Origin of the sequence: Actinosynnema mirum DSM 43827, assembly GCF_000023245.1 — a bacterium.
GTDB lineage: Bacteria > Actinomycetota > Actinomycetes > Mycobacteriales > Pseudonocardiaceae > Actinosynnema > Actinosynnema mirum.
Genome location: NC_013093.1, coordinates 7,401,779 through 7,424,258 on the forward strand (window position 1 = coordinate 7,401,779; position 22,480 = coordinate 7,424,258).

The 22,480-nt window shown below is 72.5% G+C and carries 21 protein-coding genes; 6 read left to right on the forward strand and 15 right to left on the reverse strand.

Annotated elements, in window-relative coordinates; all coding sequences use genetic code 11:
* Positions 1-31 precede the first annotated feature (31 nt).
* The 5 genes from mtrA to AMIR_RS40775 form a co-directional block, all read right to left on the reverse strand.
* The gene (gene mtrA / locus AMIR_RS31285; RefSeq protein WP_041838549.1) at positions 32-709 is read right to left on the reverse strand and encodes an MtrAB system response regulator MtrA; all 678 of its coding nucleotides are present in this window, start codon (positions 707-709) and stop codon (positions 32-34) included.
* A gap of 200 nt (positions 710-909) precedes the next feature.
* Positions 910-1,557: a dTMP kinase gene (locus tag AMIR_RS31290; RefSeq protein ID WP_041837152.1), complete on the reverse strand. Its 648-nt coding sequence runs from the start codon at positions 1,555-1,557 to the stop codon at positions 910-912.
* A gap of 62 nt (positions 1,558-1,619) precedes the next feature.
* Positions 1,620-1,844 (reverse strand): DUF397 domain-containing protein, encoded by a 225-nt coding sequence (locus tag AMIR_RS31295; protein WP_015804999.1) that lies wholly within the window; start codon positions 1,842-1,844, stop codon positions 1,620-1,622.
* A gap of 20 nt (positions 1,845-1,864) precedes the next feature.
* The gene (locus tag AMIR_RS31300; RefSeq protein WP_015805000.1) at positions 1,865-2,749 is read right to left on the reverse strand and encodes a helix-turn-helix domain-containing protein; all 885 of its coding nucleotides are present in this window, start codon (positions 2,747-2,749) and stop codon (positions 1,865-1,867) included.
* Between the two features lie 74 nt (positions 2,750-2,823).
* The gene (locus tag AMIR_RS40775) at positions 2,824-3,204 is read right to left on the reverse strand and encodes a hypothetical protein (RefSeq protein ID WP_041837153.1); all 381 of its coding nucleotides are present in this window, start codon (positions 3,202-3,204) and stop codon (positions 2,824-2,826) included.
* 88 nt (positions 3,205-3,292) lie between these two features.
* On the opposite strand from AMIR_RS40775, the gene AMIR_RS39765 reads away from it, so the two are divergent.
* The 4 genes from AMIR_RS39765 (at position 3,293) to AMIR_RS31320 (ending at position 6,709) form a co-directional block, all read left to right on the forward strand.
* Positions 3,293-3,460 (forward strand): albusnodin family lasso peptide, encoded by a 168-nt coding sequence (locus AMIR_RS39765; RefSeq protein ID WP_015805001.1) that lies wholly within the window; start codon positions 3,293-3,295, stop codon positions 3,458-3,460.
* A 71-nt stretch (positions 3,461-3,531) separates the two neighbouring features.
* A complete protein-coding gene (locus AMIR_RS31310; protein ID WP_015805002.1) occupies positions 3,532-5,361 on the forward strand; it encodes an albusnodin/ikarugamycin family macrolactam cyclase in 1,830 nt (609 codons plus the stop codon).
* Between the two features lie 56 nt (positions 5,362-5,417).
* Positions 5,418-6,122, forward strand: coding sequence for a lasso peptide biosynthesis B2 protein (locus AMIR_RS31315; protein ID WP_245554562.1), 705 nt, complete (start codon positions 5,418-5,420; stop codon positions 6,120-6,122).
* A complete protein-coding gene (locus AMIR_RS31320) occupies positions 6,119-6,709 on the forward strand; it encodes a GNAT family N-acetyltransferase (protein WP_015805004.1) in 591 nt (196 codons plus the stop codon). The genes AMIR_RS31315 and AMIR_RS31320 overlap by 4 nt, the downstream gene beginning before the upstream one ends.
* Here the strand turns inward: AMIR_RS31320 and AMIR_RS37895 are convergent.
* Positions 6,627-7,325, reverse strand: coding sequence for a dTMP kinase (locus AMIR_RS37895; protein WP_245554563.1), 699 nt, complete (start codon positions 7,323-7,325; stop codon positions 6,627-6,629). The two genes, AMIR_RS31320 and AMIR_RS37895, sit on opposite strands and share 83 nt — an antisense overlap.
* Before the next feature lie 435 nt (positions 7,326-7,760).
* Between AMIR_RS37895 and AMIR_RS31330 the strand changes: the two genes are divergently transcribed.
* The gene (locus AMIR_RS31330; RefSeq protein ID WP_240438737.1) at positions 7,761-8,558 is read left to right on the forward strand and encodes a hypothetical protein; all 798 of its coding nucleotides are present in this window, start codon (positions 7,761-7,763) and stop codon (positions 8,556-8,558) included.
* A 61-nt stretch (positions 8,559-8,619) separates the two neighbouring features.
* Here the strand turns inward: AMIR_RS31330 and ahcY are convergent, their stop codons facing one another.
* The 8 genes from ahcY to AMIR_RS31370 form a co-directional block, all read right to left on the reverse strand.
* The gene (ahcY, locus tag AMIR_RS31335) at positions 8,620-10,092 is read right to left on the reverse strand and encodes an adenosylhomocysteinase (protein ID WP_015805006.1); all 1,473 of its coding nucleotides are present in this window, start codon (positions 10,090-10,092) and stop codon (positions 8,620-8,622) included.
* A 175-nt stretch (positions 10,093-10,267) separates the two neighbouring features.
* A complete protein-coding gene (locus AMIR_RS31340) occupies positions 10,268-11,779 on the reverse strand; it encodes an amino acid permease (RefSeq protein WP_015805007.1) in 1,512 nt (503 codons plus the stop codon).
* A gap of 69 nt (positions 11,780-11,848) precedes the next feature.
* On the reverse strand, positions 11,849-12,766 hold the full coding sequence (locus AMIR_RS31345; protein WP_015805008.1) for a cation diffusion facilitator family transporter: 918 nt from the start codon (positions 12,764-12,766) through the stop codon (positions 11,849-11,851).
* 60 nt (positions 12,767-12,826) lie between these two features.
* Positions 12,827-14,050: a mannose-6-phosphate isomerase, class I gene (manA, locus tag AMIR_RS31350; RefSeq protein ID WP_015805009.1), complete on the reverse strand. Its 1,224-nt coding sequence runs from the start codon at positions 14,048-14,050 to the stop codon at positions 12,827-12,829.
* Between the two features lie 120 nt (positions 14,051-14,170).
* On the reverse strand, positions 14,171-15,247 hold the full coding sequence (locus AMIR_RS31355) for an SIS domain-containing protein (protein WP_015805010.1): 1,077 nt from the start codon (positions 15,245-15,247) through the stop codon (positions 14,171-14,173).
* A gap of 6 nt (positions 15,248-15,253) precedes the next feature.
* Positions 15,254-15,445, reverse strand: coding sequence for a Trm112 family protein (locus AMIR_RS31360; RefSeq protein ID WP_015805011.1), 192 nt, complete (start codon positions 15,443-15,445; stop codon positions 15,254-15,256).
* A 27-nt stretch (positions 15,446-15,472) separates the two neighbouring features.
* The gene (locus AMIR_RS31365; protein WP_015805012.1) at positions 15,473-16,825 is read right to left on the reverse strand and encodes a phosphomannomutase/phosphoglucomutase; all 1,353 of its coding nucleotides are present in this window, start codon (positions 16,823-16,825) and stop codon (positions 15,473-15,475) included.
* 78 nt (positions 16,826-16,903) lie between these two features.
* Complete coding sequence (locus AMIR_RS31370; RefSeq protein WP_084799289.1) at positions 16,904-17,263, reverse strand: DUF3499 domain-containing protein; 360 nt, start codon at positions 17,261-17,263, stop codon at positions 16,904-16,906.
* A gap of 145 nt (positions 17,264-17,408) precedes the next feature.
* Between AMIR_RS31370 and AMIR_RS31375 the strand changes: the two genes are divergently transcribed.
* Complete coding sequence (locus tag AMIR_RS31375; RefSeq protein ID WP_015805014.1) at positions 17,409-17,861, forward strand: metallopeptidase family protein; 453 nt, start codon at positions 17,409-17,411, stop codon at positions 17,859-17,861.
* A 504-nt stretch (positions 17,862-18,365) separates the two neighbouring features.
* Here AMIR_RS31375 and AMIR_RS42425 read toward each other — a convergent pair.
* Entirely contained in the window at positions 18,366-22,265 is a 3,900-nt protein-coding gene (locus AMIR_RS42425) for a glycosyltransferase (protein WP_015805015.1), read from the reverse strand.
* Between the last annotated feature and the right edge of the window lie 215 nt (positions 22,266-22,480).

The following is a 22,480-nucleotide window of genomic DNA, read 5'->3' on the forward strand; positions in this document are numbered from 1 at the left end:
CGCCGGGACCAGGACCCCGTCGAGCCGTCGATCACGGAGGGCCCGCCTTGTACCCGACGCCGCGCACGGTCAGGACGACCTCGGGGTGCTCCGGGTCGCGCTCCACCTTGGAGCGCAGCCGCTGCACGTGGACGTTGACCAGGCGGGTGTCGGCGGCGTGCCGGTAGCCCCACACCTGCTCCAGGAGCACCTCGCGGGTGAACACCTGGCGCGGCTTGCGGGCCAGCGCGACCAGCAGGTCGAACTCCAGCGGGGTGAGCTGGATCGGGCGACCCTCGCGCAGCACCTCGTGGCCGGGCACGTCGATGGTCAGGTCGCCGATCTGGAGCACCTCGGCCGGTTCGGCCTCGGTGCGGCGCATCCGGGCGCGGATGCGCGCCACCAGCTCCTTGGGCTTGAACGGCTTGACGACGTAGTCGTCGGCGCCGGACTCCAGGCCCAGCACCACGTCGACGGTGTCGCTCTTGGCCGTCAGCATGACGATCGGGACGCCGGACTCCGAGCGGATCGCCTTGCAGACGTCGATGCCGTTCATGCCCGGCAGCATCAGGTCCAGCAGGACGAGGTCGGGTTTGAGCTCGCGCAGCGCGGGGAGCGCACGGGCGCCGTCGGCGACCACGGCCGTGTCGAACCCCTCGCCCCGCAGCACGATGGTCAGCATCTCCGCCAGGGCGGGGTCGTCGTCCACCACGAGCACGCGTGCCTTCATGGTGAACATCGTCCCACTACCCGCGCGCTTCTCCCGCACCGCCCAGCGCTCATCGCCGCTGGTCGTCACCCGGTCCCGGTCCGTAACCAGCGCTCGCCGCCGATCCACCCGCCCACCTCAGCCGTTGCTCGCCCGTCAGGGAGCTGATCGGCCCAGCGGTCACGTTTCGTTACTCCCCCGCCCGGAGGAGGGTCGAACGGTCAGGCGAGCAGGTCGGCGATCGCGGCGACGCCCAGCTCGGCGGCGGGCACCGAGCCGTCGACGGCGCGCCACGGCGAGAGCCAGGAGGTGGCGGCGAGCCCGTCGTAGACCTCGCCGCAGCGGCGCTGGAGGCCGCCGTCGGACTCGTAGACGTCGCGGCCCCGGTCGGCCTCGGTGGCCTCGCGGTGGGCGGCGCGCTGCTCGGCGACGGCGGCGGGGACGCGCAGCAGCAGCTGCAGGTCCGGCAGCGGCAGCTCGAAGCGGTCCACCTCCAGCGCCCGGACCCACGCCACGAACTCGCCGTCCGGGCCCTGGCGCAACCGCGCCGCGCCGTAGGCCGCGCCGGAGGCGATGTAGCGGTCCAGCAGCACCACGTCGTGCGAAGCCAGGCCCACGCGCAACTCCTCACGGGCGCCACGCCGGTCGAGCGCGTACAGCAGCGCCATCCCGCGCACCTCGTCCACCAGCGGCCCCAACTCGCCGTACAGGGCCGCGCGCACCAGGTCCGCGTGCACGTCCCGGCCGTAACGGGGAAACGCCCCGGTCGTCACGCGCGCGCCACGCGAGACCAGCTCGGCGGTCAGCGCACCGGTCAAGGTCCGCTTACCGGCGCCGTCGAGACCTTCGACCACCACGAGTCTCCCCACCCGGCCACCCTACGACGCGACCCCCCTCGACCGTTCGGCGGCACACGGCGGGGATGGAGCAGCTAGACGAGGTAGTCGAACTCACCTGCCTTGACGCCCTTCAGCCAGGCGTCCATCTCGGCAACGGTGAAAAGCACTACCCCCTCGTCAGGGTGGTTGCTGTTGCGCACAGCGATTCGGCCGTCTTCCAGAGGAGCGACCTCGACGCACTCACCACCTCCGGTTCCGCCTCCCCCGGAGAAACTGCTCTTGCGCCACTGGGCGCGAGCGAACGAATCGTTGACCATCCGCCACCCTCCTTCGGGTATCACTCGTAGCCCTTCGCGGCCTCGGTGATCAGGTCGACCGAATCCACCTGGGACAGGGACTGCTCGATGAGGATGCCGAAGCGCAGGGTGTAAGCCCGCACGTCGTCGCGATCCTCGATGTAGACCGCTCGCCCCGGCCCCTCCGAGTATCCCACGTCAGGGATGGGGTCGGGCAGAGTCAAGATCGAGAACGGGCCCTCCAGCGCGGGACTCGCCCCGGCGGACTTCGGCAGGACCTGGACCGTCGTGCCGGGCCGGTCCACCGCCTCGATCAGGCGGCGGAGCTGGTTGCGCATGATCAGCGGCGTTCCGACCGGCCGTTCGAGCAAACCCGCGTCCAGGATGACGTGCAGGTGGGGCGGAGTCGGCCGGGTGAGAACCTGCTGACGGGTGATGCGCGCCGCGACCCGTCGCTCGACCTCGTCCTGCGCCAGCCCAGGGTTGATGCCCGAGATCAAGGCGCGGGCGTACTCGGCGGTCTGGAGAAGACCGGGGACCAGCAGGGTCGAGAACTGGCGGGAGGCGACCAGGGCGACCTCCCAGTCCAGGAACGCGTGGAAGTCCTCGGGAAGGCTCTTGCGGATGTCGACCGCCCACCCGCGCTCGCGCGCCGCGCCCGCCAACTCGACCAGCCAGTCGCGCAGGGCCTGGTCGGTGACTCCGTAGACGTCGAGCAACTGCTCGACCTCACGGGGCTTGACCCCCTGCTCGCGGTTCTCGATGCGCGACAGCTTCGGCCGGGACCACTTCCCCTGCCCCTGCTCCCGCAGCGCCTCGATGACCTGGTCGTGCGTGAGGCGGGCCTGCTCTCGGAGTTGGCGCAACGTCCCGGTGAGCTGCCACCGGCGGACCGTTGCCCCGCCCAGGCCGTTGTCTTGGTTCATGATCAACCTCCGCAATGGCGCGCGACGACACACCTGGACGTACACCGTTCGAGCGTAAAACTGGACGTCCACTTTCATAAGTGGACGTCCACAATCAGGATGGGCTCTACGCGCAGCACCAGAGCGGGCACCACGCGTAGGAGGCAACGATGCCGGCCCAGGCAAACCAGGCGTTCCCGCTCAAGTCGAGCACCGGTGAGCATGAGGCCGAAGCGGAGAAGGAGCCCGCCCCTTCCGCGACGCCGCCACCCCACGACGAGGTCGAGTTCGCTGAACTGGTGAACGAACTGGTCTCGGACGAGGCACCTCGCCTCTTCGCCGTGGTCCAAGTGCTCGGCGACAACGTCGACGGCCGGATCGCGGCGTGGGGCATGGCGTTCGAGGGCCACACCGAAGTGCTCGGCGTCGACGGGCGAACGCGCCTCCGCCTGGGATCTCCAGAACGCGCGCTGCACGGGTTCCACCACCGCGCAACCGGGACCACCGCCCGCCTCGTGTGGCTCACCCCCCTCACGACAGGTCCAGCTACCCAGGAGGAGAGACATGGCGCTTCTGCCGGAACAGTGGAACGAGCCCCCGGAGCACACGACGGACGGGACCCCATCGGGACACGACGCGCCCGTGCTGCTGACCTCCATCGGTGACATGTCCTCGGTGACCCTCGGCCAGGGCAAGGGCAGTGCCGAGGACAAGCGCCGGGCCTACAACTAACCCGGTTCGTGGTGGTGCCCGATCCGACGTTTCAGGTCAGGCACCACCACCGCGCGGGACAGGAGGACGACATGCGCTGGTTAGGCGGTTTCAGCACCCCGACGGCTCCAGTACGCGCACCGGACACCGGAACGGCGTGGCCGCACCTGCCGGGCTGTTGGACGGTCGGCGAGTGGTCGAGCCACGAGTTGCGCACCACCCGAACCGGCCGGCGCACGGTGGCTTTGATCGGGACGTGCGGCGCCACGCCGGCGGAACTGGGGCGCATGGGCGCCTGCGGTGTGCCCGACGAGGTGTCGTGGCGCTGGGCAGGCAGCTACACCACGGTGGAGGTCACGGACGAGCACGTGCGGGTGTGGACCGACCTGGGCGGGGCGTGGCCGCTGTACCTGGTGCGCGCGGACGGCGGCGTGTACTGGGGGACCAGTTCCCGCGCGCTGGCGGGCTTGACCGGCGGCGGACTCGATCTGGGCTGGCTGGCCGCGTGGCTCGTCGCCCCTGCGGAACCGCTCTTGCTCGCCGGGCGCTCCCTGTTCGACGGTGTGACGCACGTCCCGGCCGGGCACAGGCTCACGCTGTCGCCCCGTGGCGGTTCAGCGGCGGTGCGCCGGGTGTGGTGGCCCCGTCCCCGCTCCTGCGCCACGTCCGGGTCGTTGCGCACCGAACTCGCGGCAGCGGTGGCGGTCCGGGTCAGCGCAGCGGCGAGACCTACCTCCGACTTGTCGGGCGGGTTGGATTCCACCGCTCTCGCCTTGCTGGCGCACCACGCGCCCCGGACGGGTCAAGCTGTGTCCGGGGTCACGGTGCACCCGGCGGGACGCGCCGAGGGCGGGGATCTCGTCTACGCCCGCGCGGCGGCCAAGCGGTCCGGGATCACCCATCGACTGCTCCCGCTCTCCGCCGAGCACGCCCCCTACACAGGGTTGGACGCGATCCCGGTGACCGATGAACCCCCACCGTCCACGATCGCGCAAGCCCGGCTCTCCGCCCAACTCCGCTGGATGCGGGACGAACTGGGAACCGACTGCCACTTGACCGGCGATGGCGGGGACACCCTCCTGTGCACCCCGCCGATCGTGCTCGCCGACCTCCTCGCCACCGGCCATGCCCGACGCGGTGCGATCGAGGCGGTTCGGTGGGCGCGCCTGCGGAGGCTCCCGGTCTGGCCATTGCTGCGCACGGCGCACCGCACCACGCGCGGTTCCCGCAGGGCCGCGCTGCTGGACTTCGGAGCGGCGCTGCTCGCCACGTCGTCAGCGCGCCACGAGGAGGGGGACGTCGGCTGGTGCGCGGTGGAGGAACCGCCGCCGTGGGCGACCGAGGAAGCTCGGCGACGGTTGGCCAACTTGATCAAAGTGTGCGCTGATCACCTGGACGAGCCCCTCACCGGTGAATTCGCGGTGACCGCGACGTCCGAGGGCGTGGCCGAAGTCGGCCGGTCGGCCCGCGCCGACGTCCAGTTCGCCGAGGCGCACGGGGTGACCGCGCACAACCCGTTCACCGACTCGCGGGTGGTGGACGCCTACCTGTCGATTCCACTGGACCACCGGCCAAGCCCGGCCGACTACAAGCCGATGCTACGCGACGCCATGTCGGACCTCTTCCCCGCGGAGCTGACCGCTCGCACCACCAAAGGTGATTTCAACGCCGACCACTACCAGGGGATGCGGACGAACCTGGAAGCTCTGCACGAACTGGCGGACGGCAGGTTGGCCGCGCTGGGACTGGTGGACCCGGTGGTGTTGCGACGCACGCTCACCAGGACCGCAGCCGGGCTGCCCGGCCCGTTGTCACACGTGGAACCGGCCATCGCGGCGGAGGCGTGGGCACGGGTCGACAGCGCCACGCCGAGGATCGCCTGGTCCAAAGCCTCGTTTCACCGGACGGGAGGGGCGGGATGAAGCCGACTTGCCGCGTAGTCGTTCCCGAACACGTGCGGGCGGCGGACCTCGGTCCGGTGACGGTGATCGTGAACTACCTCAACGGCCGGGTGGAATCGTTGATCGGCCCGGCGGCCCGGTGGTGGCAGCGGGCGACCTCCACCGGCTGCGCCGATGTCCCCGGTGTGCTGGACGAGGAAGCGGCAAGGACCCTGCGGGACCAGTTGATCGCAGCAGGGCTGATCGAACCGGCCACGGCTGATGCGCCCCGATCGAGTTTCTCGACCTTCCGAGGGCCGCCGTGGGAGCCGAGCTGGGGAACGCAGGAGATGGCAGCTGGCCTCACGGCGCTCGTCCCGGCTCCGCTCCGCACGACCGCGCGCGCGGCGATCGCCTTGGCGGTTGTGCTCGTGGTGCTGGCAGCAGGCAGGCGGCGAGGCCGCACAGCTCGGCTGATCCGACTGTTGACGGTCGCAGGCACCTGGGCGCGCGGGGCTGCCCCGGCTGAGCGCGTCCGGTCGATCGCGCACGCCGTGCGCCGGGCCGGGATGGTCGTGCCGAGTCGGGTGGCGTGCTTGGAGGAGTCCGCCGCCATCGTGCTCGTGCTCGCCTCTGCTCGCCAACGGGTGACCTGGTGCCACGGCGTGGCGGCGGATCCCGTGCGGGTGCACGCGTGGGTGGAGGATGCCCTGGGACGACCGGTCGCCGAGCCTCCGGGCATGACGGCCCGGTTCGCCGTGCTGCGCACCATCCCGGACCGAGGGGAAGACATCAGGCAATGAGCCCTCAAGACGACCTGATCGTGTGGCTTCGTGGGGACCGGGCGGGACTCGGCCCGTTCTCCGCAGACCTCGTCGACCAGTACTGGCGGTGGGAGCAGGACCCCTCCGTGCTGATCGGTTACGGCCGCCAGACACCGGACTCGTTGGAGAACCGGCGTGAGGGGTACGGCCACCAGGCTCGCGGTACCGACGACCAGCTCAGGTTCACCGTGTACGACCTGACCGGACAGGATCCGGTACCGGTCGGAACCACGGCAGTGCTGATCGACCACCACGTGCGCACCGGCGAGTTCGTGATCCAGCTCGGCGCGGGACACCGGGGCAGGGGGCTGGGCACCGAGGCGACCCGGTTGACGCTCGACTACGCGTTCCACGTGTCCGCGCTCGCCTGCGTGCACCTGGCGGTGCTCACGCCCAACACCGGGGCTATCGCGGCGTACGAGCGGGCCGGGTTTCGCAGGATCGGGGAACGGCGCGATTCCGGTTTCTGGCTGGGCCGGCGAGTCAGCGAGACCTTGATGGACGCGGTGCCCGAGGACTTTCCCGGTCCGTCTGTCGTGCGCGGGTTCGTGGAGGGTGGGCGGTGATCCGGCTTCGGGTCGATCGTGCTCTGCGGGCAGCGGTGCCCACGCGCACCGTGCCCGCCGTTCGCCGCTGACGGGGTCGCGCATCACCGCGGTCCCGGACTCCTGCTTGATCTTTGTGCGAGCAGCGCGCCGCCCACCGCGAGGCCACCGAGCGGTGGGCGGCGCGCTGCTCGGCGACGGCGGCGGGGACGCGCAGCAGCAGCTGCAGGTCCGGCAGCGGCAACTCGAAGCGGTCCACCTCCAACGCCCGGACCCACGCCACGAACTCGCCGTCCGGGCCCTGGCGCAACCGCGCCGCGCCGTAGGCCGCGCCGGAGGCGATGTAGCGGTCCAGCAGCACCACGTCGTGCGAAGCCAGGCCCACGCGCAACTCCTCACGGGCGCCACGCCGGTCGAGCGCGTACAGCAGCGCCATCCCGCGCACCTCGTCCACCAGCGGCCCCAACTCGCCGTACAGGGCCGCGCGCACCAGGTCCGCGTGCACGTCCCGGCCGTAACGGGGAAACGCCCCGGTGATCACGCGCGCGCCACGCGAGACCAGCTCGGCGGTCAGCGCACCGGTCAAGGTCCGCTTACCGGCGCCGTCGAGACCTTCGACCACCACGAGTCTCCCCACCCGGCCACCCTACGACGCGACCCCCCTCGACCGTTCGGCGGCACGCGGCGGACGAGGACCTCCGGGGCCCGCGTTCCCGGCGACCCGCGTCACCGGGCGTTTTCGCGCCCCGCGACCCCCGCAGGAACCGCTCCACCGCCCTTTCGGCGGCACACATCCACCATATGGGTGAACAGAGATCCTTTCGGTCACCGTAATGAGTGACTACGGTGAACCCAACTCACCGTGTGAAGGGGTGGTGCCGCGTTGAGCGCGGAATCGGGACACGCCAGGCCCCTCGCGGAGCCCGACGCCCACTCCACCGGGGGACTACCGGACGCACTGGTGGAAACGCTGCGCTACGGGCCATTCCACCGGGCGTTGCACGACGCGATCGCGCACCGGGGGCTGTCACTCGCACGGTTGCGCGCGCACCTGGAACAGCTGGGTGTTCAGGTGGGCCAGTCCACGCTGAGCTACTGGCAGCGCGGGCTGCGCCACCCGGAGGTGCCCAGGGCCATCCCGACCGTGCGCGCCCTGGAGAGCGTGCTGCGGCTGCCCGCCGAGTCGCTGGTGAAGCTGATCGGCAACCGCCCGCAGCCCCGGCTCCCCCGCTCGGCCCCCTCGTTCTCGGGGCTGGCCACCGCGTGGGTGCAGACCGCGCCGCTGCTGGCCGAGTTCGAGGCGGTGCCGGAGAGCGCCCGCGCGAACGCCGACCTGGAAGTGCTGTCCGTGCACGACACGATCGTGGTCGGCTCGTCCCGCGAGCAGCGGAGCATCACCACGCGGCTGGTGGTGCGGGCGCTGCGGGCCGGACCCGACCGGTACCTCGCGGTGCACCAGGGCGACGAGGGCTGCCTGATCGACAACGCGCTGGTGCGCCCCGCCGAGGGCTGCCGCCAGGGGCGGGTGCGCAGGCAGAGCGCGTCGCGCGGGCTGGCGTTCGAGCTGCTGTTCGACCGCAGGCTCGCCGAGGGCGAGGAGCACGTCTTCAGCTTCACCGTCGTGGACGACAGCGGCGGCCCGACACCGGGGCACCACCGGACGTTCCGCGAGCCGTGCCGGGGCTACCTGCTCCAGCTGGCGTTCCACCGCAGGGCGCTGCCCGCGCGGTGCACCAAGCAGTTCCGGCAGGACACCGACGCGACACCGGTCGAGGTGGACGAGCTGGTGTGCGGGCTCGGCGGGGTGGTCAGCGCGTACTTCTGCGACGTCGGGCCGGGGCTGGCGGGCGTCGCCGTCGAGTGGACCTGAGCGGGTCCCGGAGACCGGCGGACGGCCGGGGGGTGAGCCCGACCGCCCCACCGGAGCCCGGTCAGTAGCGGTAGTGCTCCGGCTTGTACGGCCCCTCGACGTCGACGTCGATGTACTCGGCCTGGTCCTTGGACAGCTTGGTCAGCTCCCCGCCCAGGGCCTCCAGGTGGATCCGGGCGACCTTCTCGTCCAACTTCTTCGGCAGCCGGTAGACCTCGCGGTCGTACTCGGTGTGCTTGCCGAACAGCTCGATCTGCGCGATCACCTGGTTGGAGAAGGAGTTGGACATCACGAAGCTCGGGTGACCGGTCGCGTTGCCCAGGTTGAGCAACCTGCCCTCCGAGAGCACCAGGATCGAGTGCCCGTCCGGGAACACCCACTCGTCCACCTGCGGCTTGATGTTGATCCGCCGCACACCGGGGAACCGGGCCAGGCCGGCCATGTCGATCTCGTTGTCGAAGTGGCCGATGTTGCCCACGATCGCCTGGTGCTTCATCGCCGCCATGTGCTCGATGCGCACCACGTCCTTGTTGCCCGTGGTCGTGATCACGATGTCGGCCCTGGGCAGCACCGACTCCAGGGTCTGCACGTCGTAGCCGTCCATCACCGCCTGCAACGCGCAGATCGGGTCGATCTCCGTCACCACGATCCGCGCGCCCTGCCCGCGCAGCGACTCCGCCGCGCCCTTGCCCACGTCCCCGTAACCGCAGATCACCGCGACCTTGCCGCCCATGAGCACGTCCGTGCCCCGGTTGATCCCGTCGATCAACGAGTGCCGGATGCCGTACCGGTTGTCGAACTTCGACTTGGTGACGGCGTCGTTGACGTTGATCGCCGGGAACAGCAGCTCACCCGCGGCGGCCAGCTGGTACAGGCGCATGACGCCGGTGGTGGTCTCCTCGGTGACCCCGCGGATGCCCTCGGCGATCCTGGTCCACTTCCCCGCGTCGGAGGCCAGGGAGTTGCGCAGCGTCTCCAGGACCAGCGCCCACTCCTCCGAGTCGTCCTCGGAGGCGGCCGGGACGACGCCGGCCTTCTCGTACTGGGCGCCCTTGTGCACCAGCAGGGTCGCGTCGCCGCCGTCGTCCAGGATCATGTTCGGACCCTGACCGTCCGGCCAGGTGAGCATGGACTCCGCCGTCCACCAGTACTCGGCCAGCGACTCGCCCTTCCAGGCGAACACCGGCACACCGCGCGGCTCCTCCGGGGTGCCGTGCGGGCCGACCACGACGGCGGCGGCGGCGTGGTCCTGGGTGGAGAAGATGTTGCAGGAGGCCCAGCGGACCTCCGCGCCGAGCGCGACGAGGGTCTCGATGAGCACGGCGGTCTGCACGGTCATGTGCAGCGACCCGGACACGCGCGCGCCCTTGAGCGGGTACACCTCGGCGTACTCGCGGCGCAGCGCCATCAGACCGGGCATCTCGTGCTCGGCGAGCCGGATCTCCTTGCGCCCGAAGTCGGCCAGGGACAGATCGGCCACGGCGAAGTCGATACCGTTGCGGGTCTGAGCCAGGGCCGGGATCGTGCTGGTCACAGGGTTCCTCCTGATCGGGATTCACCCGACAGTACCGCCAGCCACGCCGGGTTTTCGCCGTCACCGGGAAGAGTCCCCGGATGGGCGACGGGGGCTTGACCACGGCGGATCGGGCCCCGGAACGCCGGAAGGGCGGCCCCCGCCGGGGACCGCCCTTCCGCCGAGTGCTCGGGGACTACTCGTCCCGCTTCGCGACCGGCGCGTCCGACCCCTGCTTGCCGAGCAGGGAGTGCCTGCGCCCGTAGGCGAAGTACACGACGACGCCGAGCGCCATCCACACCAGGAACCGGACCCAGGTGAGCGCGGTCAGGTTCAGCATCAGCCACAGGCAGGCGAGGATCGCCAGGACCGGGATAAAGGGCACCCACGGCACCCGGAACCCGCGCTTGAGGTCGGGCCGCGTCTTGCGCAGCACCAGCACACCGGCCGACACCAGCACGAACGCGAAGAGCGTGCCGACGTTGACCATCTCCTCCAGCTTGCCCGCCGGGAAGAAGCCCGCGGCGACGGCGACCAGCAGGCCGATGCCGATGGTGATCTTCACGGGGGTGCCGCGCGTCCCGGTCTTGGCCAGGCCCCTGGGGAGCAGGCCGTCGCGGGACATCGCGAAGATCACCCGAGTCTGGCCGAGCATCAGCACCATGACCACGGTGGTGAGGCCGGCCAGCGCGCCGACGGAGATGACCGTGGCGGCCCAGTCCACGCCGTTGTCGGCGAACGCGGTCGCCAGGGTGGCGCGGCTGCCGTCCGGCTGGGTCTTGAGCTTGTCGTACGGCACCATGCCGGTGATCACGAGCGTGACCGCGATGTACAGCACGGTCACGATCGCGAGCGAGCCGAGGATGCCGCGCGGCACGGCGCGCTGCGGGTTCCTGGTCTCCTCGGCGGTCGTGGCGACCACGTCGAAGCCGATGAACGCGAAGAACAGCAGCGACGCGGCGGCCAGCAGGCCCATCACGCCGTAGGTGCTGCCGCCGAAGCCGGTGAGCAGGGAGAACAGCGACTGGTCCAGCCCGCTCGCCACCTCGGGACCCGACTCGGCGGGCGGGATGTACGGGCTGTAGTTGTCGGTGTTGATGTAGCTGATGCCGAGCACGATGACCAGCAGCACCACCGCGATCTTGATCGCGGTGATGACGGCGCTGACCCGCGAGGACATCTTGGTGCCGAAGACCAGCAGCGCGGTCAGGAACGCGACGAGCAGCAGCGCGCCCCAGTCGACCTCGACCGACCCGGCGTCCACCGTGGTCTTGAGCTCCAGCCCGAACTGCCCCAGCACCGTCTGGAGGTACTGCGACCAGCCCTTGCTGACCGCCGCCGCGCCGACCGCGAACTCCAGCACCAGGTCCCAGCCGATGATCCACGCCGCGAACTCGCCGAACGTCGCGTACGAGAACGTGTAGGCGCTGCCCGCCACCGGCACGGTGGAGGCGAACTCGGCGTAGCACAGCGCGGCGAGCGCGCAGGCCACGGCCGCGAGCACGAAGGCCAGCGACACCGAGGGACCCGCGAGGTTGCCCGCCGTGCTGGCGGCGAGGGTGAAGATGCCCGCGCCGATCACCACGGCCACGCCGAAGATCGTCAGATCCCAGGCGGTGAGGTCCTTGCGCAGCTTGGTGTCCGGTTCGTCCGTATCAGCGATCGACTGCTCGATCGACTTCGTTCGCCACAACCCGTTGCCCGGCACGGCCGTTCCCTTCCCCTGCTCTCCCGCTGACAAACAAGCAACTCACCCTAATGGGGTAATGCTTTCGGGTCAGGCGTTCAGGGAGCGGTCCAGATCGGGCTCCAGGTAGATGAGCCGGGCGGCCGGGACCTTGTTGCGCACGCGGTGCTCGGCGTCGTTGATGGCCTGCGCGATGTCGACGGTCTCCAGACCGGGGTCCAGGGCGATCTTGGCCGCGACCAGCAGCTCGTCGGGGCCGATGTACTGGGTGCGGATGTGGATGACCCGCTGCACCTTGCCCGCCGCCAGCTCGTCGACGATCAGGTCGAGCTCAGCCGGGGAGGAGCCCTCGCCGATCAGCAGCGACTTCATCTCGATGATGAGGATCACGGCGATCACGCCGAGCAGCACGCCGATGCAGATGGTGCCGATGGCGTCCCACACCGGGTCGCCGGTCAGCGTGCTCAGGCCGACGCCGATCAGCGCCAGGACGAGGCCGAGCAGCGCGCCCGCGTCCTCCAGCAGCACCACGGGCAGCTCGGGCACCTTGGACTTGCGGATGAACTCCCACCAGGTGGCGTCGCCCTTGATCGCCTTGGACTCCTTGATGGCGGTGGCGAAGCTGTAGCTCTCCAGGCCGATGGCCAGCACCAGGATGACCACGGCCACGATCGGCGAGGTCAGCTCCTCGTGGGCCTCCAGCTTGTGGATGCCCTCGTAGAGCGCGAACACCGAGCCGAGCGTGAACAGCAGCAGCGCCACCACGAACGAGTAGAAGTAGCGGTCACGCCCGAATCCGAACGGGTGGTTCTGGGTGGCCTTGCGCTGCGAGGTCTTCTGCCCCAGCAGCAGCAGCCCCTGGTTCGAGGTGTCGGCCACCGAGTGCACCGACTCGGCGAGCATCGACGACGACCCCGTGACGAGGAAGCCGACGAACTTGGCCACCGCGATCCCCGCGTTCGCCACCAACGCGGCGATGATGGCCTTGGTACCGCCTCCTGCTGACACCCTGTGCTCCCTGTGGTCCACGCGTCGTGTGAAGTGACGGTGAGACCTTAGTGGAGAGCTCTACGGAACACCGGGGGTAGCGCGGAACAGCTGGGCGTCCTCGGTCGCCTCGACGCGCAGCGCCGGGTCGGCGGCGGGCAGCCACACGGACTGGCCCCGGCGCAGTTCCAGCACGTCGGCGTGGCCGCCCCGGTGCACGGACAGCGTCGCCGAGCCCTCGGCGCACAGCACGATCTGCGGCCCGCCGTGGTCGACCTCCACGCTCTCGCCCGCCGCCAGCTCGATGCGGGACAGCTCGAACTCGGGGCACGGGGTGCGGTACACCCACAGGCCGGGCCGGGTGGGCTCGCCGCGCTGCACGGGCATGTCGCCGCTGCTGAAGTCGAGCACGCGCATCAGCTCGGGCACGTCGACGTGCTTGGGCGTGAGGCCGCAGCGCAGCACGTTGTCCGAGTTGGCGAGGATCTCCACGCCGGTGCCGTGCAGGTAGGCGTGCAGGTTGCCCGCGGGCAGGTAGATGGCCTCGCCGGGGCGCAGGACGATCCGGTTGAGCAGCAGCGCGGCCAGCACGCCCGCGTCGCCGGGGTACGCCTCGCCCAGTTCCAGCGCGGTGCGGCACTCGGCGTCGAACTCGCCGCGGTCCTTCACGTGGGCCACGCACGCGTCGAGCACCTGCGGCAGGAGCCCGTCGAGCGAGTTCTGCGGCAGGGTGATCAGGGTGGTGAACAGGGCGCGCAGGCCGCTGCCGTCCGGCTGGGCGGCGAGCAGCTCGGTGTAGGGCGCGAGGTCGGGCGCGTCGAGCGAGCGGAGCAGCGCGACCGTGCGGTCCGGGGCGCGGAAGCCTGCGAGCGCGTGGAACTCGGTGAGCGCGCAGATCAGCTCGGGCTTGGCCGAGGGGTCCTTGTAGTTCCTTATCGGCGAGTCCACGGCAAGGCCCGCGGCGTCCTCGGCGGCGAACCCGAAGGCGGCCTGCTCGGCGGACGGGTGGGCCTGCAGGCTCAGCGGCTCCTCGGCGGCGAGGACCTTCAGCAGGAACGGCAGCCTGCCGCCGAAGCGCTCGGCGCAGCCCGCGCCGAGCTGGCCGCGCGGGTCCTCGGCGAGCAGGTCGAGCAGGCTGCGGCGGGTCCCGTCAGGTCCGATGACGCGGGACGGGTCGCCGGGGTGGGCGCCCATCCACAGCTCCGCCTCGGGGTGCGGGGCGGGCACCTCCCGCCCGAGCATCTCGGCGATGGCGGTACGCGATCCCCACGCGTACGCGCGCACCGCGTTGTGCAGCAGTTCCACTTGACGTCCACTTCCCTCGGGCAGGGGCTACTCGTACCGGGGCCGGTCTGGCGCCGGCGTCCGGCTGGTCGGTGCTCGGGCTGGCTCGGTGCTCAGGCTGGCTCGGTGCTCGGCGGGGGCTCAGACGGCGGACGCGTAGCGGCCCGGCCCCCCGAGGGTGCCCGCCGCGAGCCCGAGGTAGAGCGAGGCGAGCTCGAACCTCAGCGCGAGCAGCGCCGAGCACACCGCGTCCCCGCCGGACACCTCCTCCGCCGGTTCCAGCACGTCGGCCCCGGCGAGCGACCGGACGGCCGCGAGCTTGGCCTGCTCGGCCTGCTGGCCCCGGCGGACCGCGAGCAGCAGCACCCTGACCTGACCGCCCGGCTCGTCGTCCGGGTCGGCGAAGATGTCGGCCCCCGAGGTGCCCTGCACGGCTCTGCGGTGCAGCGCGGTCCGGGTGATCGCCTGCCGGTGCGGCGCCACGTCGCAGACGAGCCCGGCGTGGCGGGCGAGGACGCCCGCGCCGTGGCCCGCCACGGCCGTGGCCATGTCGTCCAGCCCCCACAGCAGCGGGGTGCGCTCGGCGACGCGCAGCGCGAGCGACTTGGCCGGGTTGACGAACGACTCGTGCACGGGGTGGTCGCGCTCGGCCTCGCGGTCGAGCTCGTCGGCGACCTGGGTGAGGTCGACCTCCAGCAGGCCGAGCGCGCTCAGCGCGGACGACCAGGCCGCGAACGCCCGGACGAACCCGAAGCCCTGCGGCACCGGCACCCTGGGCGGGACGAGCAGCGCGTGCCTGGCCGCCGAGGCCGCGACGGGTCCGTCGGGCTCGGCGGTCAGCAGCACGCGGGCGCCGCGCCTGCCCGCCAGGTCGACCGACTCGGCGAGCACGTGGTCGCCGGGGTCCTCGGTGTGCGCGAGGACCACGTCGAGCGCGCCGACCCAGCCGGGGGCCTCGTCGGAGACCACGACCGGCACGGGGCAGCGTGGGCCCAGCAGGGCGGTCACCAGGTTGGCGACCGCCGGGCCGACACCCGGCCGGGTGATGAGGACGAGCGCCCTGGGGCGCTCCCGCATCACCCGGTCGACGCCCAGCTCGGCCGCCGCCTCGGCGGTGGCCCTGACCTGGGCGCCCGCCCGCGCCGCGGCGCGGAGCAGGTCATCGGTGTCGGCGTCGGCGAGCCTGCGCTGGTCGTCCAGCAGTGTGTCGTCGAGCACGGGTGCTCACCCCGCTGCCGGCTCGACGGCTTCGCCGAGCAGCAGCACCGGGATGCCGTCCTCCACCCGGTAGGTCCTGCCGCACGCCGTGCAGGTCAGGTACTCCAGAGCCGGGTCGGGGCCGGTCCCCTGCCGCAGCGGAGCGTGCTCGGGGCACGGGCAAGCGAGTACTTCGAGCAGCCGCGGGTCGAGTTGCACCAGTTCCTCCTCGTGCTGTCCGGCGCCTCAGGCGCGGACGATGGCCAGCACCTCGTCGCTCAGCGCGGCGACCGAGGCGGCGTCGGCCGCCTCGACGTTCAGGCGCAGCAGCGGCTCGGTGTTCGACGCCCTCAGGTTGAACCAGGAGCCGTCGGGCAGCGAGACGGTGAGACCGTCCAGCTCGTCCAGCTCCACGCCCTCGCGGGCGCCGAACTCGGCCTTGATCGCGGCAAGCCTGCCCGCCTGGTCGGCGACCGTCGAGTTGATCTCACCCGAGGCGGCGTACCGCTCGTAGTCCGCGGTGAGGGCGGACAGGGCGCCGTCCTGCTCGCCGAGCGCGGCCAGCACGTGCATCGCGGCGAGCATCCCGGTGTCGGCGCGCCAGAAGTCGCGGAAGTAGTAGTGGGCCGAGTGCTCGCCGCCGAAGATGGCGCCGGTGGTGGCCATCTCCTGCTTGATGAACGAGTGGCCCACGCGGGTGCGCACGGGCGTGCCGCCGTTCTCGCGGACGATCTCGGGCACGGCGCGCGAGGTGATCAGGTTGTGGATGATCGTGCCGCCGGGGTCCTTGGCCAGTTCGCGCGAGGCGACCAGGGCGGTGATCGCGCTGGGCGAGACGGGCTCGCCGCGCTCGTCCACGACGAAGCAGCGGTCGGCGTCGCCGTCGAAGGCCAGGCCCGCGTCGGCGCCGACCTCGCGGACCTTGGCCTGCAGGTCGACGATGTTCTTCGGGTCGAGCGGGTTGGCCTCGTGGTTCGGGAAGTTGCCGTCCAGCTCGAAGTACATCGGGACGACGTCGATCGGCAGGCCGTCGAACACGACCGGGACGGTGTGGCCGCCCATGCCGTTGCCCGCGTCCACGACGACCTTCAGCGGGCGGATGGTCCGCAGGTCGACCAGCTCGCGCAGGTAGGCGGCGTACTCGGTGAGCATGTCGCGCTCGGACAGCGTGCCGGGGGCGACGCCCTCGGCGTCGGCCACGCCCTGCTCCGCGTCCTCGCGGATCTGCGTCAGGCCGGTGTCCTGGCCGACCGGGGCGGCGCCCGCGCGGCAGAGCTTGATGCCGTTGTACTTGGCCGGGTTGTGGCTGGCGGTGAACATCGCACCGGGCAGGTCGAGCTTGCCGGAGGCGAAGTACAGCATGTCGGTGCTGGCCAGACCGATGCTGATCACGTCGACGCCCTGCTTCGTGACGCCCTCGGCGAAGGCGGCGGCGAGGCCGGGGGACGAGTCGCGCATGTCGTGGCCGATCACGATGGCCGGACCGCCGACCAGGCGCGCGAAGGCCGCGCCGAAGTCGCGAACCACGTCGACGTCGAGCTGCTCGCCCACGACACCACGGATGTCGTAGGCCTTGACGATGCCGGACAGATCGCGCACGCCCACACTCCCAGATCAGCTCTTGACACTGCGGTCAGCAGCCTACCGGCGCGCGGGGCGTCGTCGCGCCGGGTCGCCTCAGTCTTCGCGCGGGTCGGGCAGAACGCGCAGGTGGCCGCGCCTGATAGTGCCGAGCGGCACCTCGGGGGGTTGCGGCGAACGGTCGACCCGGCCCGCCTCCCGGACGGCCTCGGCGAGCGCGGTGAGGTCGTCGACGGTGGGTTCGGGGGGCGCGAACTCGCCCTGGTAGCGCACGACCTCCCAGCCGCGCGGCGCGGTGAGGCGCAGGGCGTGCTCCTCGCACAGGTCGTAGCTGTGCGGCTCCGACGAGGTCGCCAGCGGGCCCACGACCGCCGTCGAATCCGCGTAGGCGTACGTGAGCGTGGCGACTGCCGGGTTCGCGCACCCGGTTCGAGAGCACCGTCTCACGCTCCGCACGGCGGGCACGATATCGCGTCGCGGGGCGGCTGTGTTGGATTGCCCTCGGTGTTTCACCGACGGGTGCGTTGGCCGAGCCAACTTCGCAGGTCGGGGCACTGGCCGCCGAAGGGGTGAACGGGCTGACTAGTCTTGGGGCGTGGTGATGGCTCGGGGTTCACGGCGGCAGGGTCCTCCTCGGCGGCGCAGGCGCGACCGCCACGGGCGAGGGCTGCGCGGTCCGCTGTACCCGGCCACGATGCCCGCGGCCCGCAGCAGGGCGGAGCGGTTCGACGCCGTGGTGCTGGAGGCGCTGGAGCCGATCGAGGCCAGGTGGCGCACGGAGCTGACCCAGCTGGACGTCGCGGTGGACGACGTCCCCGACGTGGCGCCGTCGACGTCCGGCGAGGACGACGACGTGGTGGAGGACGGGAACGTCCCGCTGGCGCGGCTGATGCAGCCGGGCCAGGACCGGAGGGCCCGGATCGTGCTGTACCGGCGGCCGTTGGAGGCGCGGGCGAAGGACGGGGCCGACCTGGCGGACCTGGTGCACGACGTGCTGGTGGAGCAGGTGGCGAACTACCTGGGGCTGGACCCGGACGTGATCGACGGGGAGTAGTCGGCGGCGGGGCTGTTCTCGCCGCTCTCGATCACTTCGGCTTCCGCGCTCCCGCAACGGGAACCCGAACCTGATTCCCGAAGCGCCCACGGGAAACCGCTCACCGTTTTCACCCGAATGCTTCACCCGACCGAGAAGTTCCAGTTGTGGAAAACCCGCGAGCAAACGCTTGCACCGCCCCGAGTTGTCAGTCCAAGCCGGTTGGATTGATTTCGGGGGCTGCTTCTGGAGTTGATCACCGGTGCGGCCGTTCGGCGGCTTTCGCGGTGGACGCGAAAAACGCTCCCGACTGACCGGTGGGACCTGCGCGTGCAATCTGGGCCGCGCTGGGGAATCCGGCGATGGACAAGCACCCTTTCCGGGGGTGCGGGGAACTGCATCAGGCGCCAAGGCTGCGGGCGGGTTCTGGGGGGGCGCGGGCGAGTCCTGGAGGCGCGGGCAGGTCCAGGGCTGCGGGGCGGGTGGCAAGCGCTTGCCCGATTGTGCGCGGCAAGCGGTTGCCGGTCAGCGGCGGCGGGTGGGGAGCGCGGTGAGCAGCGTGACCAGGACGGCGGCGGCCTGGGTCAGCAGGAGCAGTTCGCGGAGCAGGGTCGGCGCCTCCACGCGCACGTCCGCCGCCTGCGCGGGCACCGGCACGGCCACCAGGTGGCCCCACGCGCGCAGCACCGGGACCGGTCTGCCGTCCGCGGTCGCCCGCCAGCCCGGTTCCTCCTCTGCCGCCAGGACGAGCACGCGCCCTGCCGGGCCGTCCGAGACCCGTGCGCCCGCGTTGGGCAGGTCGGCCGCCACCGGCACGACGCCGGGTGCGCCCTGGTCGGCGGGTGGGTCGCCGCCGGTTCGGGCGGTTCTGGCCAGTTCCGGGGACAGCAGGACGGCGGTGCCGCCGGTGAGCAGCACCCGCAGCACCGGTCGGCCGTCCGAGAGCGGTTGGGTGGTGGTGAGCAGGTCGCCCGCCGCCGCGCGCATCCGGTCGGCCTCGGCGCGGTCGCGCGGCACCACGAACGACACGCCGGACGCCGCCGCCTGCGCGAGCGCGGTCCGGGTGCGCCGCTGGTCGCCGCCGGTCAGGTCGCGGGTCCAGCGCTCCAGGCGGACCGGGCTGGACGGGGTCGGCGGGGTGTCGTCGTCGCCGAACGCCGGGAGCCTGCCCGCGACCTGCCTGGTCGGTTCGCCCAGGACCAGCACCGAGCGGTTCGTGGCGGGCAGCTCGACGGCCAGGGTGGACGGCAGGCGGACGGGGTCGGCACGCAGCGGGCCGTCGCGCAGACCGAGGATTCCGGCCGGGGCCAGGACCAGGAGCAGGACGATCAGCGCGGCTGCGGGGAGCAGCTTCGGCAACTCGGCGCGGGGGACGTGCGGCGGCTTGGCACGGGGAACGCGGGGCAGCCCGGCTTGGGGAACGCGCGGCGGTTCAGCGCGGGCGACGCGCAGCGGTTCAGCGCGGGCGACGCGCAGCGGTTCAGCGCGGGCGACGCGCAGCGGTTCAGCGCGGGCGACGCGCAGCGGTTCAGCGCGGGCGACGCGCAGCGGTTCGGCGCGGGCGACGCGCAGCGGTTCGGCGCGGGGAACGCGGGGCGATCCGGCGCGGGGAGCGTGCGGCGGCCCGGCTTGAGCTGCGGGCGGCGCGACCTGGCCCGGTCGCGCGGTGGCGGGGTGGTGGCAGGCGGCCAGCAGCACGTGGACCAGACCCCAGCCCGCCAGGACCAGGGGGGCGCCGGTCCAGCCCGTGTGGGCGTCGCCGCCACCCATCGGGGTGACCGGGAACGCGATCAGGGCCACCGCGGCGAACCCTGCCAGCACGACCGCCGCCGCGCCCGGCAGCATCGCGCGCGTTGGGCGCAGCAGCGCGGCGATCAGGGCGGCGGGCAGGAGAAGCGCGCCCGCCCACGGGAGCGCGCCGTCACCGCCTGGGGTCAGCGCGAGCAGATCCGTCACCGAGACGGGTGGGGTGGGTTGGTGAGCGCCTACGCCGTGCAGCAGCACCACCGGGTTCTCCACGACCACGGCGGGCCACGGGAGCAGCAGCGCCATGGGGAGCAGGACGATGGCGAACAGACCGGCCATCCGCCTCCTGCCGTCGCCGATCAGGGCGGGCACGGCCACGAAGCCGATCAGCGCGGCCAGCGCCACCAGCGCGTGGACCAGCGGCGAGAACGCGCCGAGCGCGGCGAGGCCCAGCGCCGTCCCGGACGCGACCGGCAACCAGGCCGGACCGGTGCCACCGCGCAGGACGGCGGCCACACCGGCCAGCACGGGTGGTAGCAGGACGTGCACGACCACCACGTCCAGGCGACCTTGGGCCACTGCTGCGGTGGAGGCCGGTAGCAGGGCGTAGCAGGCCGCCAGGAGGGCTCTGACCGGGCGGGGAACGGGGGCGCGCCTGGTCGCGGCGTAGGCGGCCAGACCGGCGAGCGGGGCGTCGCCGAGGAGGAGCAGCGCGGTGGCCGCCGCCGGACCGCCCAGGAGGGCTCCGGCCGTGCCCAGGACGGCCAGAGCGGCGGGGGCGGGCGCGGTGGTGCCGCCGGACACCGGGTGCCACGGCGACAGGTACGCGGACCACAGGTCGGCCAGCGCGGGGACGGGCAGGAGACGGCCACCCGCGAGGTCGAGGCCCAGGCGGCCGGAGTTGGCGACCAGCGCGAACAGGACCAGGCCCAGCGCCAGGAGGAGCGGCGGGCCGAGCAGGACCGAGCGCAGCACGGTCGCCCGGTCGACCTCGACGAACACCGCGCGGGGCAACGGGGGTGGGAGAGGGGTGCCCCTCGGCACCGGGGACGGGCGGAGCGGGGTGGGGGTGGTTGCTTCCGACGCTGGGGGCGGAGTGGAGGCGGCGGGCGGGACTGGGAGGGAGGTGGGGTTCGGGGCGGGCAGGAGGACTGCTGTGGCGGGTTTGCGCAGGCCGCCGGTGGTGCGGACCGGTCTGCGGCGGGGCAGGGCGCCTGCGGGGAGTGCGTCCGGGCCCACGCGTCTGGGGAGGTCCTCGGATTCGGGAGCGTGGGGCGGGGCGGTGGTGGGCGGGGCGGTGGTGGGCGGGGCGGGGAGTTTGCCCAGGGCTGCGTCGGCCTCGATCCTGCGGCGGACCAGGTGGGTCGCGATGGCTCGGGCGGTGTTGCGGAGGCGGGTGGTCCGGCTGGTCAGGAGGCCGGGGAGGGCCGCCCGGTGGGGGCGGGCGGCTCGGGCTGCGCGCAGAGCCGCGCGACCGGTGAGCAGGTGGTGGAGGGCGGTCAGTTCGGCTCGGGCGTCCGGGAGGCGGCGGAGCAGGAGCAGGCCCGTGGCGCGCAGGAGGGAGAGCGCGGTCAGGCGCGGGAGGCCGAGGACGAACGCGGTGGGGCTGGAGTTGATCAGGAGGACGCGCATTCCGTGCGTTCGCTCGGTCGCGCGCAGGGCGAAGCGCGCCTTTCGGCTTGGTAGCGCCGCGCCTTGCGCACCAGCACCAGCACCAGCGAGGGGCGTTCCCGGTGGTCTCGGCCGGTCGCCGACACCGGGGCCGTCCGGTTCCAGGAGTCTCTCGCCGGTGGTCAGGGCCCTGGCGTGGCGCAGGCGGGCCGCAGGCGCCAGCAGCACCGAGTGGCCCGCCAGGTTGGCGCGCCAGCCCAGGTCGACATCCTCCCCCACCAGGCCGAACGCGCGGTCGTAGCCGCCCAGCCCGGTCCACGCCGACCGGCGCACCAGCGATCCCGCCGACCCGACCGCCAGCGCCTCCGAGGTCCGCTCGAACGCGCCCACCGGCTCGCCCCGGCCCACACCGGTCTGGCGCTGGCCCGACGCGTCGGTCGACAGCCCGGCCTCGACCACCACCCTCGGATCGGCCCAGTCCACCACCAGCGGCCCCAGCACGGCCGAGGACGGGGCGATCTCGGCGGTCGCGAGCAGCGCGGCCAGGCAGCCGGGTTCGGGCGCGCTGTCGTCGTGCAGCACCCACACCCACGCGCCCGGATCGCCCCAGCGCTCCTCGGCGTGCGCCACGGCGGCGTGTACCGCCTCCGCGAAACCGGTGGACCTGGGCAGGGTCAGCACACCGCTGAGCAGCCCGGCGCGGAGCGGCCCGGCGCGGAGCATCCCGGCGCCCCCGGACGCCGCAGCCTTGACCACCGCAGCCCCGACCAGCGCAGTCGTAGACGCGGGAGGTGCGGACGCGGGAGGTGCGGACGAAGGAGCGGCCCCGGCAGGCACGACTCCGGAGGGCACACCGCTGGACGGCACGCCCCCGGCCCCCGCCGACGCGGCGGCCAGCAAAGCCGCCGTGCCGTCGCGCGAGCCGGTGTCCACGGCCAGGACGTGCCTGGGCGCGGGTCGCTGGGCGTGCAGCGCGGCCAGGGCCTCCCCCAGCCAGCGCTCACCGTCATGGCACACCAGCACGGCCAGCACCGGCGCGGTGCGCGGAGCAGGGGTGCCGTGGGTCACCGCGCAGGCCCCCGTTCGTCCCGACCAGGTCTGGACGATCAACGCTAGGGCACCGCGCCCACCTCGGCACACCACCAGGTGACGCCGAAGCGTCACCGCCAGTCACACCGAGTACCCGAACGACACCGACCCTCCACGTCACAACGCCGAAGACCAGCCCAGATTTCACCCCTCCGGGGGACAACTTCGCGTCGCGAAGCCCCCGGACCCCAAGA

What these genes read in the sequence shown, in the direction of transcription:
- mtrA (WP_041838549.1), bottom strand. Translation starts at nt 709, where the DNA reads ATGAAGGCACGCGTGCTCGTGGTGGACGACGACCCCGCCCTGGCGGAG.
- AMIR_RS31310 (WP_015805002.1), top strand. Translation starts at nt 3,532, where the DNA reads ATGCGCTGGTTAGGCGGTTTCAGCACCCCGACGGCTCCAGTACGCGCA.
- AMIR_RS31295 (WP_015804999.1), bottom strand. Translation starts at nt 1,844, where the DNA reads ATGGTCAACGATTCGTTCGCTCGCGCCCAGTGGCGCAAGAGCAGTTTC.
- AMIR_RS31300 (WP_015805000.1), bottom strand. Translation starts at nt 2,749, where the DNA reads ATGAACCAAGACAACGGCCTGGGCGGGGCAACGGTCCGCCGGTGGCAG.
- AMIR_RS39765 (WP_015805001.1), top strand. Translation starts at nt 3,293, where the DNA reads ATGGCGCTTCTGCCGGAACAGTGGAACGAGCCCCCGGAGCACACGACG.
- AMIR_RS31375 (WP_015805014.1), top strand. Translation starts at nt 17,409, where the DNA reads ATGGCTCGGGGTTCACGGCGGCAGGGTCCTCCTCGGCGGCGCAGGCGC.
- AMIR_RS31320 (WP_015805004.1), top strand. Translation starts at nt 6,119, where the DNA reads ATGAGCCCTCAAGACGACCTGATCGTGTGGCTTCGTGGGGACCGGGCG.